The sequence below is a fragment of the Microbacterium maritypicum genome (genome assembly GCF_041529975.1).
GTDB lineage: Bacteria > Actinomycetota > Actinomycetes > Actinomycetales > Microbacteriaceae > Microbacterium.
On sequence record NZ_CP168030.1, the window covers coordinates 2,928,848 to 2,942,722 of the forward strand.

Sequence of the window (13,875 nt, forward strand, 5' to 3'; positions counted from 1 at the left end):
CGAGAAGCGTGAGAATCGGCGGGAGCCGACTCCATTCTATGTCATCGGACGGTCGTCCTGCAGATCGCCCACGCCGAGTCGTCGGACGACGACCGGGAAGTACCGTGGCAGGGCGATTATGCGGATGTGATGCCGAGAGCCCGAGCAGCGTCCGTGACGTCCGCACCCATCTGCTCCATCAGCTTCTCGATGCCCTCGAAGGCGACCATGCCCCGCAGTCTCGCCACGAACTCGACCGTGACATCGTGTCCGTACAGGTCGAGCCCGGTCTCCCCCAGCACGTGCGCCTCGACCTGACGTACGAGCACGTCGTCGAAGGTCGGATTCGTGCCCACCGAGATCGCGGACGGATGACGGATGCCGGTGTCGTGGTCGACGAGCCACCCGGCATACACCCCGTCGGCGGGGACGAAGGCGTCGACGATGGTCGAGAGGTTGGCTGTGGGGAACCCCAGCTCCCGCCCGCGCTTGAGGCCGTGGACGACCTCGCCGCGGACGTCGGGATAGCGCCCGAGCACCGTGGCGGCCGAAGCGACGTCCCCCTCCATCAGCAGCTCTCGGATCCAGCTGGACGAGACGCGGCGAGGGGAACCGGGAAGATACACATCGTCGACGACCTCGACGGAGAAGCCGTAGCGAGGGCCGAGTTCGCGTAGCAGCTCGGGCGTGCCCGCGCCTCGGTGCCCGAAGCGGAAGTCCTGACCGACCAGGACGGTCGACACCTGCAGCGCACCGACGAGGATGTCGACGACGAAGTCCTCCGCGCTGCGGGCGGCCATCTCCTCGTCGAATGTGAGCACGAGTGTCGCGTCGAGCCCGAGGCCGCCCAACAGCTCGAGCTTGCGCTCGACCGTGACGACGTTCTCGGGACAGCGATCCGGCCGGATGACTGCCAGCGGATTGCGGTCGAAGGTCACGGCGACCGCGCGGCTCCCGGTGGCGGCGGCGGCTTCCTTCAGCCGTTCGATGACCGCACGATGACCGGCGTGGACACCATCGAACTTGCCGATGGCGACGGCGCTCGGGCCGAATCCGCCGGAAACCTCCTCCGGGCTGCGGAAGACGATCACGCGTGCACCTCGGCCGGAATCGCGGCGTCCACGGGGCGGTGCGTGCGCAGCCACCAGATTCCGAACACCGGGAGGACCAGCGGGATGAACAGGTAACCGCGCCCGAACAGCGACCACACCGTCTCGTGCTGGAACAGCGCCGGCATCAGGATGCTCAGCAGTCCCACCACGAGGACACCGGTGAGCTCGAAGACGATAGCGACCCAGGCGACGGTGTACCACCCACGACGACGGGCCAGGACGAGCGCGAGTGTCGCGAGGATGTAGACGACCGCAGCGAGTGCGGAGAGGGAGTACGCCAGCGGTGCCTCGTCGAATCGGCGGACGATCTGCACGAAGCTGCGGCCTGTGGCGGCCAGCGCCATGACGGCGTAGACGATCACGAGGACGCGACCGATTCCGGTCATCCGAGTGGAGGGGGCGGTGGAGCTCATAGCGCATTCCATCCTAGAGCCGCGGGAGGGCACCGGACTCCGCCACGACCCCTCACGTCACGCGATCTGGACGGTCCAGATGACCTGCATGCGCCACAGCATGATCGCGATCGCGAGCGCGGCCACACCCAGGATCACCGTGCTCCACCGGCTGCGCTCCATGAGCGCCCACAGTACGGCTCCGATGGGCAGGAGCACCGCCGACACCAGGTAGACCCAGTACTCGAGCAAGTCCCCCGTCGGCGGGTTGCCGGCGAGCGGTGCGACGATCGCGACGATCACCTGGACGACGAGCAGCACCTCCACGAGCGCGAGCGCCCCGACGCTGATGTCGCTCGGTCGCCGACCACTCAGTCCGGCGACGATGCAGAAGATCCCGGCAGCGACGGCGACTGCGATCTGCGCGATCGTGAGCCACAGGATCATCGGTCGCCCTCCGGCATGTTCATGGCGCTCTTCAGATCTGCGCCCCGCTTCTCGACGATGCCCACCAGAAGGCCGTCCGGGTCGATCGCGGCACCGAGAGCGTCTGCGAGGCGGGCGGCCTGCCCTCCCAGTCGCTTGCCGTGTCGGAGGTCCCGTGCTTCTTCTGCGGACATCTCCAGCACCGGAAGGATGCGCCCCGCCGCGTCGCCTGGAGTCAGCGTCGGCGCGCCTTCGAGCGCATCGAGACCGACGGCATCCGTCACTTCGAACGGCCCGACCCGCGTGCGCCGCAGCGCGGTGAGGTGTCCGCCGACACCGAGTGCGGCGCCGAGGTCACGGGCGAGCGACCGGATGTACGTGCCGGAAGAGCAGTCGACGATCACATCGAGATCGAGAAAACCGTCCTGCTGACGCCGTGCCGACACGTCGAAGCGAGACACGACGACGTCCCGCGCGGCGAGCACGACCTCTTCGCCGGCACGCACACGATCGTATGCACGTCGTCCGTCGACCTTGATGGCGGACACCGAGCTGGGAACCTGGGAGATCTCTCCGGTCAACGCCAGGATGCCCTCGTCGACCGCGGCATCCGTGACCGCGCTCCATGCCTCGGGTTCGGCGGTCATGAGGATCTCGCCCTCGGCGTCGTCCGTCCCGGTGGTCTGTCCGAGACGGATCGTCGCCTCGTAGGTCTTGTCCGCGCCGACGATGTAGGTCAGCAGCCGGGTGGCACCTTCGATGCCGATGACGAGGAGTCCGGTCGCCATCGGATCGAGTGTCCCCGCATGGCCGACCTTCCGCGTCCCGAACGCGCGCCGCGTGCGGGCGACCACGTCGTGGCTGGTCAGCCCAGCGGGCTTGTCGACGAGAAGGATGCCGGGCGAGACCATCCCCTCAGCCTACCGACGACGCGCGCGCCCCCGGTCCGAGGCAGCCCCCGGTGCCGCACCGTGAATCGCCGGACCGACCACGGGTCACGGCTCACGTACGCTGGAGGGATGCCCGGACCGCAGGCCCCTTCCGATGTCGTATCGCGCCTGCCGACGTGGTATCGATCGACCGCTCGAGACCTGCCGTGGCGCCGAGCGGAGTTCCATGACGAGTTCGGCGCGTGGGGCGTCCTGGTCAGCGAATTCATGCTTCAGCAGACTCCGGTCTCCCGAGTCGTCCCGCACCTCGAGGCGTGGCTCGCGCGCTGGCCCACACCCGCGGCGATGGCCTCTGCCTCGGCCGCGGAAGTCGTGCACCAGTGGGCCAATCTCGGATACCCGCGTCGCGCGCTCTGGTTGTTCCGGGCGGCTGTCGAGATCACCGAGCGGCACGGCGGGATCGTGCCGCGCGACGTCGAGGCCCTGCTCGCCCTGTCCGGCATCGGCGACTATACGGCCCGCGCGGTCGCGGTCTTCGCTTACGGCGACCGTCACCCGGTCGTCGACACGAACACTCGGCGCGTCCTGGCCAGGGCTGTTCAGGGGCGGGCCCAGCCGGCACCGCCCTCGCGGCGCGACCTGGAGCTGATGGACTCCCTCCTGCCCGACTCACTGGCCGACGCCGCGGAGTTCAACGCCGCCATGATGGAGCTCGGCGCGACCATGTGCACGTCGCGGGCACCGCGATGCGAGCAGTGCCCCCTGGCCAACAGCTGCGCGTGGCTGGCAGCCGGCAGGCCGGACACCGGGGATGAACGCCGTCGCCAGGCCACCTACGAAGGCTCGGATCGACAGGCACGCGGTGCCGTGCTGCGGCTGCTGCGCGATCGGTCCCCGGAGGCGGTGCCGCTCGACCTCGTGCTCCCGGAGTGGCCGGATCCCCGTCAGCGCGACCGGGCGATCGACTCGCTCATCGCCGACGGTCTCGCCGAAGCCGACGGGATGGCCCTCTCGCTGCCGCGCTGACGAGCTCAGAGGTGATGGTCGGTGCGATGTGCCAGCACCGTCAGCTCGACCCGACTGCGGACATCGAGTTTCGCGAAGACCCGGCCGAGGTGGACCTCCACCGTACGGACCGAGAAATTGAGCATCTCGGCGATGTCACGGTTCGCCGCCCCGCCGACGGCGTACATCGCGACTTCCAGCTCGCGCGCGGTCAGCTGCAGCGACCATGCGGCTCGACACGCCGCCAGCGGATCGACGGTGGGAACGATGCTCCCCTCCTTGGCATCGAGCCTGTCCAGCCGTCCGCGGATCGTGCGCGCCCATGCCGTCGCACCGCACAGCTCGAACAACCTCTCGGCGTGCTCCAGGTGGATACGAGCCGAGGGATGATCGTCGCGGATGGCGTACTGGGTGCCGAGCATCGTCTCCACCCTCGCCCGCGCGAACGGGGAGCGGAGCGTCCGCGCCTCCTCGCGCACTTCGACGCACTCGGAACGCCAGCGACCATCCCCAGCCGTCGCCAGCCGGACGCGCAGACTCTGCGCGAGGGCGATCTCCGGCGGCTCGATGGACGGCGCGGGGGTCGATCGACCGTCCGGGTCGAGCGCGAGCTCATCGAGTGCCGGGACCGTCATGGTGGTCCGAGCCGATCCGAGATCGGCCCAGAGACGGATGGTGGCTGCAGCGTCGTCGAATGAACCGGCGAGAAACGACTGGATGCCGCGGTCGACGAGACGGTCGATCCTCGCGCCCGCCGGCAGCCCTTCGGTGAGCGATCGGGCGTACGGTCCGAGTTCACCGAGCACGGCGAGGTCGAGACGCCTGGCCAGCACCACGCCCAACCCGGCGAGTGGCAACGACACCGGCAGCACGACTGCGGCCTGGATCAACCGGTCGCGCGCAAGGCCGATGTCGCCGCGCCACACCAGCAACAGAACCTCGACGACCGCGCGATACGCCTGGACGACGGGGCTGTGCTCGAATCCCGGAACGAACGGATCCGCGTCGGCGGGCATCCCCGATCCGCCGCTCGCGAGCACGCGCAGCCCCAGGTCAACGTCCCCGCCCATCGCGGCCTGCAGCGCGCGCAGCATTCCTCCCGTCACCGGCCCGGAGCCTACGGTCGCGCCGATGTCGCGTTCACCCGCGATCAGCCAGCTCAGCGCGACGACGGGGTCCCTGAGTTCGTGCTCGGCACCGATCCGCGTGGCGCCTTCCCGGACGGCGTCGAGCCAGACACGCATCCCGCGCCGATCGCCCCGTTCCGCGCACAACACCGCAGCCAGAGCAGCCGCCCTCGTCCAGTGGCACCAGTCGTCGGAGTCGTCCGTGCACGGGCGCAGCACTCGCGGGTCGACCTCCGGCACTGAGCCCTGCTCGAATGCCTGCGCGACGAACAGACCGCCGAGGGCCTGGAGCCGCCGACGCTCCGCCGCGTGCGGGTACAGACCGCCGAACCACGCGACCGCTTCCGCAGCGAAGCCGGCGCCGACGGCCGAAGCGCCCGCCACGAGATGCGCTTCTTCGCGGGCTCCGCCGACAGCATGTTCCGCCGCCTCTCTCGCGAGCAGCAGCGCGCGTTCCGGGTGGCCGGCCTCACTGAGCTGTCGCGCGATGACCGTCAGCTCGACCGCGGTCTCGGGAGCCGCCTCGAGGGACGCGCGAGCGCGGTGCCAACCCTCGCTCACCCGGTCACCCCGACGGCGGAAGATCGCGCTCAGCCGCTCGTGGACACCGGCGATGGCTGCGGTGCCGGTGGTGGCTCTGATCCAGATGGAGAGACGGGGATCGGCGAAGCGCGAGTGGCCGGCATGCACCCGGATGTGCTCCCCCACCGGAGCTGCGGCGATCGCGGCCGCCGACCTGCCGTCGAACTCGAGGAGGGCGTCGAGTCCACCGTCCAGGCAGACGGAGAGCGCCGTCAGCAGCTCGCGATCCCTGTCATCGAACTGCGTGGCGTCGAATCTCCGCACGATCGAGGGCACGAGCGGGAGCGGGCTGGGCAGCGGGAGCCGACCGTGGCGTTGGTCCGCTGACAGGCGCTCGGCGACTTCGCGGATCGTCGGAGAATCCGCGTCCAGCTCGGCAGCGAGACGGGCGAGCACGTGCGGCACACAGCCGAGGTCGAGCTCCAGGAGCTCGTCCAGCAACACGCCCAACGCGGCGGGCGCGACGAAGAGAGCCCCCTGTGTACCCGTACCCTCGATGCCGTTCCCCCAGCTTCACGGAAGCGTTCCCGCGAAGCCGAGCGTATCAAACGGCGATCACTCCGGGTCGTCCTCCGTGCGGTACGGATCGGCGTCGCCGGCGTGAGATGCGGAAGACGCGAGTTTCGCGACGTCGGCATCGCGCTGCTGTGCCTCGCGGAGCAGCGCACCGATGTGGTCCGCGTTCTCCGGGAGGGCATCCGGGATGAACTCGAGCGTGGGCACCAGACGGGTGCTCAGCTGCCGTCCGACCTCGCTGCGCAGCATGCCGGTCGCCGAGGTGAGCGCGGCGCCGCTGGCGATGCGCTCTTCTTCCGTGCCCAGCACCGTGTAGAACACCGATGCGTGCTGAAGATCACCGGTCACACGGACGTCGGTGATGGTGACGAAGCCGAGGCGCGGATCGCGCAGCCCCTTCTCCAGCCGCTCGGCGAGGATCACGCGGATACGATCCGCGAGTCGGGCCTGTCGTTCGCCTGCCATTGTTCTCTCCCTGTCCAGGAACCCTCAGGGCGTCCTCCTCTCCGCGCTCCGGAGGAGCGGGAGCGAAGGACGCCCGAAGGTGTTTCGAAATTGATCAGCCGCGAGGCTTCTCGATGAGCTCGGTCGTCTCGATCTCGTCGCCGATCTGGATGTCGTTGTACTTTCCGAGACCGATACCGGCCTCGTAGTCGGTACGGACCTCGGTGACGTCATCCTTGAAGCGACGCAGCGACTCGATGGCGAGACCATCGGCCAGCACGACGCCGTCGCGGATGACACGAGCCTTGGCGTTTCGCGTGATCGTTCCCGATCGCACGATGACACCGGCGATGTTGCCGAACTTCGAGGAGCGGAACACCTCGCGGATCTCGGCGACACCCGACTGGACCTCTTCGTACTCCGGCTTGAGCATGCCCTTGAGCGAGCTCTCGATCTCGTCGATCGCGTTGTAGATGACGGAGTAGAAACGGATGTCCACGCCTTCACGGGCGGCGCGCTCGCGCGCCTTCGTGTCGGGGCGGACGTTGAAGCCCACGATGATCGCGTTGTCGATCGTCGCCAGGTTCACGTCGGACTCGGTGATCGCACCGACGCCGCGGTGGATGATGCGCAGCTGCACCGAGTCGTCGACCTCGATCTTGAGGAGCGACTCCTCCAGCGCCTCGACGGCACCGGAGACGTCACCCTTGATGATGAGGTTGAGCGACTCGACCTTGCCGTCTTCGAGAGCACGGGTGAAGTCTTCGAGCGAGATGCGCTTGCGGGCCTTGGCCAGCTGGGCGTTGCGCTCGACTGCTTCACGCTTCTCAGCGATCTGGCGGGCCATGCGGTCTTCCTCGGTGACGATGAAGACGTCACCGGCACGCGGCACGGAGTTCAGACCCTGCACCTGCACCGGACGCGACGGGTAGGCCTCGAGGACCTGCTCGCCGTTCTCGTCGGCCATGGCACGCACGCGACCGTAGGCCGTTCCGGCGACGATGGCGTCACCGATCCGGAGCGTTCCGGACTGGATCAGCACGGTGGCGACAGAACCGCGACCCTTGTCGAGCTTCGCCTCGATCGCGACACCGCGGGCACCCTTGTTCGGGTTGGCGGTCAGATCGAGACCTGCGTCGGCCGTGAGCAGCACGGCGTCCAGGAGCTCCTGGATACCCGTGTTGGCGCGAGCGGAGACGTCGACGAACATGACGTCGCCACCGAACTCCTCGGCGACCAGGCCGTACTCGGTGAGCTGCTGACGCACCTTCGACGGGTTCGCGTCGGGCTTGTCCACCTTGTTCACCGCGACCACGATCGGCACGTTCGCCGCCTGAGCGTGGTTCAGCGCCTCGACCGTCTGCGGCATGATGCCGTCGTCGGCTGCGACCACGAGGATCGCGAGGTCGGTGACCTGCGCACCACGGGCACGCATGGCGGTGAACGCCTCGTGACCCGGGGTGTCGATGAACGTGATGGCCCGCTCGATGCCCTCGTGCTCGGTCCAGACCTGGTACGCACCGATGTGCTGGGTGATGCCACCGGCTTCACCCTCGATGACGTTCGTCTGACGGATCGCGTCGAGCAGTCGCGTCTTACCGTGGTCGACGTGACCCATGACGGTCACGACCGGAGGACGGATCTCGAGGTCGTCTTCGCTCTCCGCCTCCAGCTCGGCCTCGAGGTCGAGACCGAAGCCCTCGAGGAGCTCCTTGTCCTCGTCCTCGGGCGAGACCATCTGGATCTTGTAGCCGAGCTCGGCGCCCAGGACCTCGAACGTCGCCTCATCGAGGGACTCGGTGGCCGTGGCCATCTCGCCCAGGTTGAAGAGGATGGTGACGAGGGTTCCGGGCTGGACCGTGTAGCCGGTCAGCGTCTCGATCTTGTCGGCGAAGTCCGCGATGGATGCGCCGCGGCGCATGCGGATGACCTCTCCGTTGCCGCGGGTGACGTTGACGCCACCGACGACCGGAGCACTCCGCATCTCGAACTCTTGCCGCTTCGCCCGCCGCGACTTGCGCTGCTTGCTCTTGCCGCCACCCTTGCCGAAGGCACCTGCGGTACCACCGCCGGGACCACGGCCACGACCGCCACCGCCACCGGGACGACCGGCGAAACCGCCGCCACCGCCGGGACGTGCACCAGGACCACCGGCACCGCCGGGTCCACCGGCACCGCCGGGACGACCGGGGCCGCCGGGACGCTGCTGGAACGGAGCGCCGGGACGACCGCCACCACCGCTACGGGGCGCACCGGGACGAGGCGAACCGGGACGCGGAGCACCCGGACGGGGCGCACCGGGGCGCGGAGCCTGCGGACGCGGGATGTTGCCCGGCGTCGGGCGCTGACCCATGCCCTGGGCGGATGCGAAGGGGTTGTTACCCGGGCGGGGTCCGGCCGGGCGCTGACCCATCCCCTGCGCGGAGGAGAACGGGTTGTTGCCGGGACGCGGAGCGCCAGGAGTCGGTGCACCGCCCTCTGCAGGCTTGGGTGCGTCCGCTGCCGCTGCTGCAGGTGCCTCTGCCACGGGGGCAGGCGCCGGTGCAGCGGGCGCGGGCGCCTCGGGGGCCGGAGCCTCCGGGGCAGGCTTGGGACCAGGCTTCGGGCCCGGGGTGGGTCCGGGCTTGGCGCCCGGCTTCGCTGCCGACTTGGCGGCAGCCGGCTTGGACGCGGGAGCAGCTTCAGCCGCACCCTTGAGCGACCCGTCGGCCTCGATCGCCGCGCGCAGCTTGCGCGCCACCGGCGGTTCGATGGTCGAAGAGGGGCTCTTCACGAACTCGCCGAGTTCTTTGAGCTTTGCAAGAGCGACCTTGCTGTCGACGCCGAGTTCGGCGGCGATCTCATGTACGCGTGGTTTACCAGCCACAATTCTCCTGTCTGAGTCGGTCCACCCAGACAGGGCAGACCACTAGTCGCGGACGGGTCTCATTTCGAGCCGTTCACTTTGTTTCCATAGCTGTTCAGCCTTTGTTTCTTGGTGGGTGCTGTTCGAAGATCCGCGTGTCCAGCTCAGTGGATACGCGCAGTGCTCGTCCGAATGCGCGGCGCCGGAGAGCGGCATCCATGCATTCCCGAGTCGGATGGACCCACGCGCCGCGCCCCGGCAGGACAGCACGGTCATCGGGGATGAGGGTGTCGTTCTGGGCCACCACCCTGAGCAGGGCGGTGCGGGGAGCACGCGTGCGACAACCGACGCACGTTCGTACGGGTTCCATCTTACACCTGCGTTTCACCCCGCCTCGCCCGCACGCCGGGCGAGGCGGAAGGCCGGAGCCGGTCAGTCGAGGACGCTGTCCGGCTGGATGTCGATCTTCGCACCCGTGAGCTTGGCGGCCAGACGCGCGTTCTGACCCTCCTTGCCGATCGCGAGTGACAGCTGGTAGTCGGGCACCAGCGCGCGGACGGCTTTGGTGCTCGCGTCGAGCACGAAGGCGCTCGTGACCTTCGCCGGCGAGAGCGCGTGCGCCACGAACGTGGGCAGATCGGCGTCGTAGTCGACGATGTCGATCTTCTCCCCCGCGAGCTCCTCCGTCACGGCGCGCACGCGGCGTCCGAGCTCGCCGATGCAGGCGCCCTTCGCGTTGATCGACGGGTCGTTCGCCTTGACCGCGATCTTCGTGCGGTGCCCGGCCTCGCGAGCCAGGGCCACGATCTCGACGAGACCGGCGGCGATCTCCGGCACCTCGAGCGCGAAGAGCTTGCGGACAAGCCCCGGGTGGGTGCGGGACACCGTGATCTGCGGTCCCTTGAGACCCTTGGCGACGCTGGTGACGTACACGCGCAGGCGTGATCCGTGGGTGTATTCCTCGCCGGGCACCTGCTCCTCGGGGGGCAGGATCGCCTCGACGGCACCGAGGTCGACGTGGATCATGCGCGGGTTCGGACCCTGCTGGATCACGCCGGCGACGATGTCGCCCTCTTTGTCCTTGAAGTCTCCGAGCACCACGTCGTCCGCGATGTCACGCAGACGCTGGCTGATGACCTGCTTGGCGGCGAAGGCCGCGATGCGACCGAAGTCGTCGGGGGTCGCATCCTCTTCGCCGATGATGGCGTCTTCCTCGTCGCGGACGACCTGCAGGATCGCGACGTGCCCGGTCTTGCGGTCCAGGTGCACGCGGACGCCTTCGGGCGTCACACCGTCGTCGGAGACGTGCTTGGAGTATGCGGTCAGGATCGCCTGCTCGATGATCGCGACGAGTTCGTCGAAGGGGATCGCCTTCTCCTTCTCGATCCCTCGCAGAAGACTCAGTTCGATGTCCATGACGGCCTCTCTATTCAGCTCTCGTCGCGCCTGTTCGCACGCGCGACATCCGTACCACGATACCCTGTGCCAACCGGCCCCTGCCACGACGGCAGCAGTTTTCCGCGCCGGAAGTCGAGGAGGACAGATGGGATCGTTCGACACCATCGTGATCGGTGCGGGGATGTCGGGTGTCACCGCCGCCCGGATGCTCGCCGATGCCGGGCATCGGGTCGTGGTCCTCGAAGGACGCGATCGCATCGGTGGCCGGATGCACACCGACCGGGAAGCGGGGTTTCCCGTGGATCGCGGCGCCTCGTGGATCCATGGGATCGACGGTTCGCCGCTGTGGGATCTCGTCCAGGCGCTTCGGATTCCGACCATCGAGTACACGGTGGGCAGTTTCCAGGTCGGCGGGCGGCCCATCGAGAACTTCGACGGAGACGGAAGACCCATGGGCTCCGATGTCACCGCTCGATGGATCGACGACGTCGACGCGGTCGATCGCCTTCTCGTCGACGAGATCGCCGCCTCCTCCCCCGGCGACACATATCTGGATGTGACGGAGCGCGCGCTCGATCGTTCCGGCCTCACCCCTGAGCGCATCGACGACATCCGCGAGTTCTTCCGCCACCGGGTCGAGGAGCAGTGCGGGGCCTGGATCGGAGACCTCGACGCGCACGGCCTCGACGAGGACGCGATAGACGGTGACGAGGTGATCTTCCCGCACGGCTACGACGAGGTGCCTCGACGCATCGGCGCGGGCCTCGACATCCGCTTCGAGACGACGGCGACGAAGATCGTCCGCTCCACCGGAGGGGTGACCGTCCATGCCGGCGACACGGCATTCACGGCGGATCAGGTCGTCGTGACGGTTCCGTTGGGCGCGCTCAAGGCAGGGTCGATCGAGTTCGAGCCGGCGCTGCCGGAGGCCGTGGCCGGTCCAGTCGCACGACTCGGGATGGGAGTGTTCAACAAGGTCTTCATCCAGTTCGATCAGAGGTTCTGGAACGAGGACAGCTATGTGCTGCGAGCGCTCGGCGAGGCCGGCGAACACTGGCATTCCTGGTACGACGTCTCCGCCGTCAGCGGGCTGCCCACCCTGCTGACCTTCGCCGCCGGACCGCTCGGACGGCGAATGCAGGAGCTCCCCGACGAGGAGGTGGTCGCCGACGTCGTGCGCGCGCTCCGCGCCCTCTATGGAGACGCGGTCGGCGAGCCCCGGGCGCACTGGGTCACGCACTGGGGCGACGACGAGTTCTCGAACGGCTCGTACTCGTATCTCGCCCTCGGGTCCACGCACCACGACCACGACGACCTGGCCGGCCCCGTCGACGGAGTCCTGCACTTCGCGGGTGAGGCCACCTGGGGTGACGAACCGGCGACCGTCGGGGCCGCCTACTACTCGGGGCGCCGAGCCGCAGAACGGGTGCTGGGCCGGACAGTCGACCTCGACGGGTTCGCGGCCCGCATCATCGAGCGGGAGCAGAAGGAAGCGCGTTGATCGCGCCGATCAGTCGGAACAGATTCCCGACCTGACGCTGATCGAGATGGAGGATCAGCCGCGGCAGCTCCAGCTGGTCGTCGTCGACGATCTCGGGTTGCCGCGGCGCGGTCCGCTCGATCCGTCCGGAGGAGAGCATCGGGGCGAACTGTTCGTTCAGCGCGTCGATCTCTTCATCCGTCGGCTCGGCGCGCAGACGGAGCACGAGCGCGTCGCCGACCCAGCGCAGTGAGTCGTAGTTGTGCCAGAACCCGGTGATCTCCGCCCGAGCGGCCTCCACGGAATCGGTGATCACCACCCGATCGAAGTCGCCTTCCGAGATGACTCCGGTCGGTGCGAGGTGGTCGTCGATGAAGCTGCGAAGACCCTGCCAGAACGTCCCACCCGGCTGGTCCAGGAGCACGATCGGCGTCGGCTCCGCCTTGCCGGTCTGCTGCAGGGTGAGCAGCTCGAACATCTCGTCCAGGGTGCCGAATCCTCCGGGGAGGCAGATGAAGCCGAGCGATTCCTTGATGAGCATCAGCTTGCGAGTGAAGAAGTACTTCATCGCGACGACCTGATCGTTGTCGGTGAGGAGGCCCTGCGCCTTCTCCTCGAACGGCAGCCGGATCGACACGCCGAGCGAGAGTGCGGGACCGGCGCCTTCGGAGGCAGCTTGCATGATCCCGGGGCCCGCGCCCGTGACGACCATCCAGCCATCGCCAGCCAGCGCCGCGGCAACGTCGCGCGCGGTGAGGTACAGGGGATCGTCCTGCCTGGTGCGGGCGGATCCGAAGACCGTCACCTTGGGCACTCCGCGGAACGGGGCGAACAGGCGGAAGGCGTCGCGCATCTCGGCCAGAGCCGCCGAGGCGATCTTCAGATCGAGGCGGTCGGCGCCGTCCTCGCCGAGCAGGATCGCCGTGCGCAGCATCCGCATCACCAGCCGTCGGTCGGCGTGCACCCCGGCCTCGTCGAGGACGGCGTTGATCTCGGAGCTGAGGGCTTCGGGCAGTGGTTCGTCGATCATGACACCAGCGTGGCACGCGTCGCGGAGAGCGCGGTCCGCAACGCCGGGCATGGTGTCGACGTCAGAGGCACGGGCGAGAGCACTGCACGGCCGCGGTGTCAATGCCCGTGCCTCGCGCTGCCCCCGCACGGCACTCTGACGACATGACCGAGATCACAGGAACCGAAGCCCTCGCCCGCGTCGCAGACCTCGTGGAAGACATCGACATCGCGATGCTCACCACCACGGACGACCACGGCAACCTCGTGAGCCGCCCGATGTCGACCCGACAGATGGACGATGCGGGCAACATCTGGTTCTTCACGGCCGAGGACACCGAGAAGGTCGAGGAAGCACAGCGACACCACGACGTGGGCCTGGCCTACTGCGACGCCAAGGGCATGCGTTATGTATCCGTCGCCGGCACGGCCGAGGTCGTCCACGACCGGACCAAGATGGAGGAGCTCTACTCCACGTCGCTCGAGATCTGGTTCGCAGACGGACTGGAGACCCCGGGGATCACGCTCCTCAAGGTGACCCCGAAGGTGGTCGAGTTCTGGGAGCCGGCGAAGGGCAAGCTCGCGCTGGCTGCCGGCGCCCTGAAGTCGCTCGTCACCCGCGACACACCAGACGACGACATCATGAACCACGGCCACATCGTCTGCTGACG

General features: G+C 68.4%; 13 protein-coding genes. 3 read left to right on the forward strand and 10 right to left on the reverse strand.

The window, feature by feature from the left end; all coding sequences use genetic code 11:
• Positions 1-116 precede the first annotated feature (116 nt).
• The 4 genes from ACCO44_RS14230 to truB are packed head-to-tail and all read right to left on the reverse strand — an operon-like array spanning position 117 to position 2,820.
• Positions 117-1,070, reverse strand: a complete 954-nt coding sequence (locus tag ACCO44_RS14230; RefSeq protein ID WP_372467030.1) for a bifunctional riboflavin kinase/FAD synthetase — start codon at positions 1,068-1,070, stop codon at positions 117-119.
• A complete protein-coding gene (locus ACCO44_RS14235) occupies positions 1,067-1,504 on the reverse strand; it encodes a hypothetical protein (RefSeq protein ID WP_258133965.1) in 438 nt (145 codons plus the stop codon). Before ACCO44_RS14235 ends, ACCO44_RS14230 begins: the two co-directional genes overlap by 4 nt.
• A gap of 57 nt (positions 1,505-1,561) precedes the next feature.
• Positions 1,562-1,930: a hypothetical protein gene (locus tag ACCO44_RS14240; protein WP_105709759.1), complete on the reverse strand. Its 369-nt coding sequence runs from the start codon at positions 1,928-1,930 to the stop codon at positions 1,562-1,564.
• Positions 1,927-2,820, reverse strand: coding sequence for a tRNA pseudouridine(55) synthase TruB (gene truB / locus ACCO44_RS14245; protein WP_105709758.1), 894 nt, complete (start codon positions 2,818-2,820; stop codon positions 1,927-1,929). The genes ACCO44_RS14240 and truB overlap by 4 nt, the downstream gene beginning before the upstream one ends.
• A gap of 108 nt (positions 2,821-2,928) precedes the next feature.
• Here truB and ACCO44_RS14250 point away from each other — a divergent pair, with 108 nt between their 5' ends.
• Entirely contained in the window at positions 2,929-3,825 is an 897-nt protein-coding gene (locus ACCO44_RS14250; RefSeq protein ID WP_372467033.1) for an A/G-specific adenine glycosylase, read from the forward strand.
• A 5-nt stretch (positions 3,826-3,830) separates the two neighbouring features.
• Here the strand turns inward: ACCO44_RS14250 and ACCO44_RS14255 are convergent, their stop codons facing one another.
• From ACCO44_RS14255 to nusA, 5 genes are all read right to left on the reverse strand, one after another.
• Positions 3,831-5,957 carry a response regulator transcription factor gene (locus ACCO44_RS14255; RefSeq protein WP_372467034.1) on the reverse strand — a complete coding sequence of 709 codons (2,127 nt, stop codon included), beginning with the start codon at positions 5,955-5,957 and terminating at the stop codon, positions 3,831-3,833.
• 111 nt (positions 5,958-6,068) lie between these two features.
• The gene (gene rbfA, locus ACCO44_RS14260) at positions 6,069-6,494 is read right to left on the reverse strand and encodes a 30S ribosome-binding factor RbfA (protein WP_105709755.1); all 426 of its coding nucleotides are present in this window, start codon (positions 6,492-6,494) and stop codon (positions 6,069-6,071) included.
• A 94-nt stretch (positions 6,495-6,588) separates the two neighbouring features.
• Positions 6,589-9,339 (reverse strand): translation initiation factor IF-2, encoded by a 2,751-nt coding sequence (gene infB, locus ACCO44_RS14265; protein WP_262000787.1) that lies wholly within the window; start codon positions 9,337-9,339, stop codon positions 6,589-6,591.
• 94 nt (positions 9,340-9,433) lie between these two features.
• Complete coding sequence (locus ACCO44_RS14270) at positions 9,434-9,688, reverse strand: YlxR family protein (protein WP_105709753.1); 255 nt, start codon at positions 9,686-9,688, stop codon at positions 9,434-9,436.
• 62 nt (positions 9,689-9,750) lie between these two features.
• A complete protein-coding gene (nusA, locus tag ACCO44_RS14275; RefSeq protein ID WP_029263669.1) occupies positions 9,751-10,734 on the reverse strand; it encodes a transcription termination factor NusA in 984 nt (327 codons plus the stop codon).
• 127 nt (positions 10,735-10,861) lie between these two features.
• Here nusA and ACCO44_RS14280 point away from each other — a divergent pair, with 127 nt between their 5' ends.
• Positions 10,862-12,217, forward strand: coding sequence for a flavin monoamine oxidase family protein (locus tag ACCO44_RS14280; protein WP_372467036.1), 1,356 nt, complete (start codon positions 10,862-10,864; stop codon positions 12,215-12,217).
• Here ACCO44_RS14280 and ACCO44_RS14285 read toward each other — a convergent pair.
• The gene (locus ACCO44_RS14285) at positions 12,186-13,226 is read right to left on the reverse strand and encodes a TIGR00730 family Rossman fold protein (protein WP_262000784.1); all 1,041 of its coding nucleotides are present in this window, start codon (positions 13,224-13,226) and stop codon (positions 12,186-12,188) included. The two genes, ACCO44_RS14280 and ACCO44_RS14285, sit on opposite strands and share 32 nt — an antisense overlap.
• Positions 13,227-13,369: 143 nt before the next feature.
• On the opposite strand from ACCO44_RS14285, the gene ACCO44_RS14290 reads away from it, so the two are divergent.
• The gene (locus ACCO44_RS14290; protein WP_372467037.1) at positions 13,370-13,873 is read left to right on the forward strand and encodes a pyridoxamine 5'-phosphate oxidase family protein; all 504 of its coding nucleotides are present in this window, start codon (positions 13,370-13,372) and stop codon (positions 13,871-13,873) included.
• Positions 13,874-13,875 lie beyond the last annotated feature (2 nt).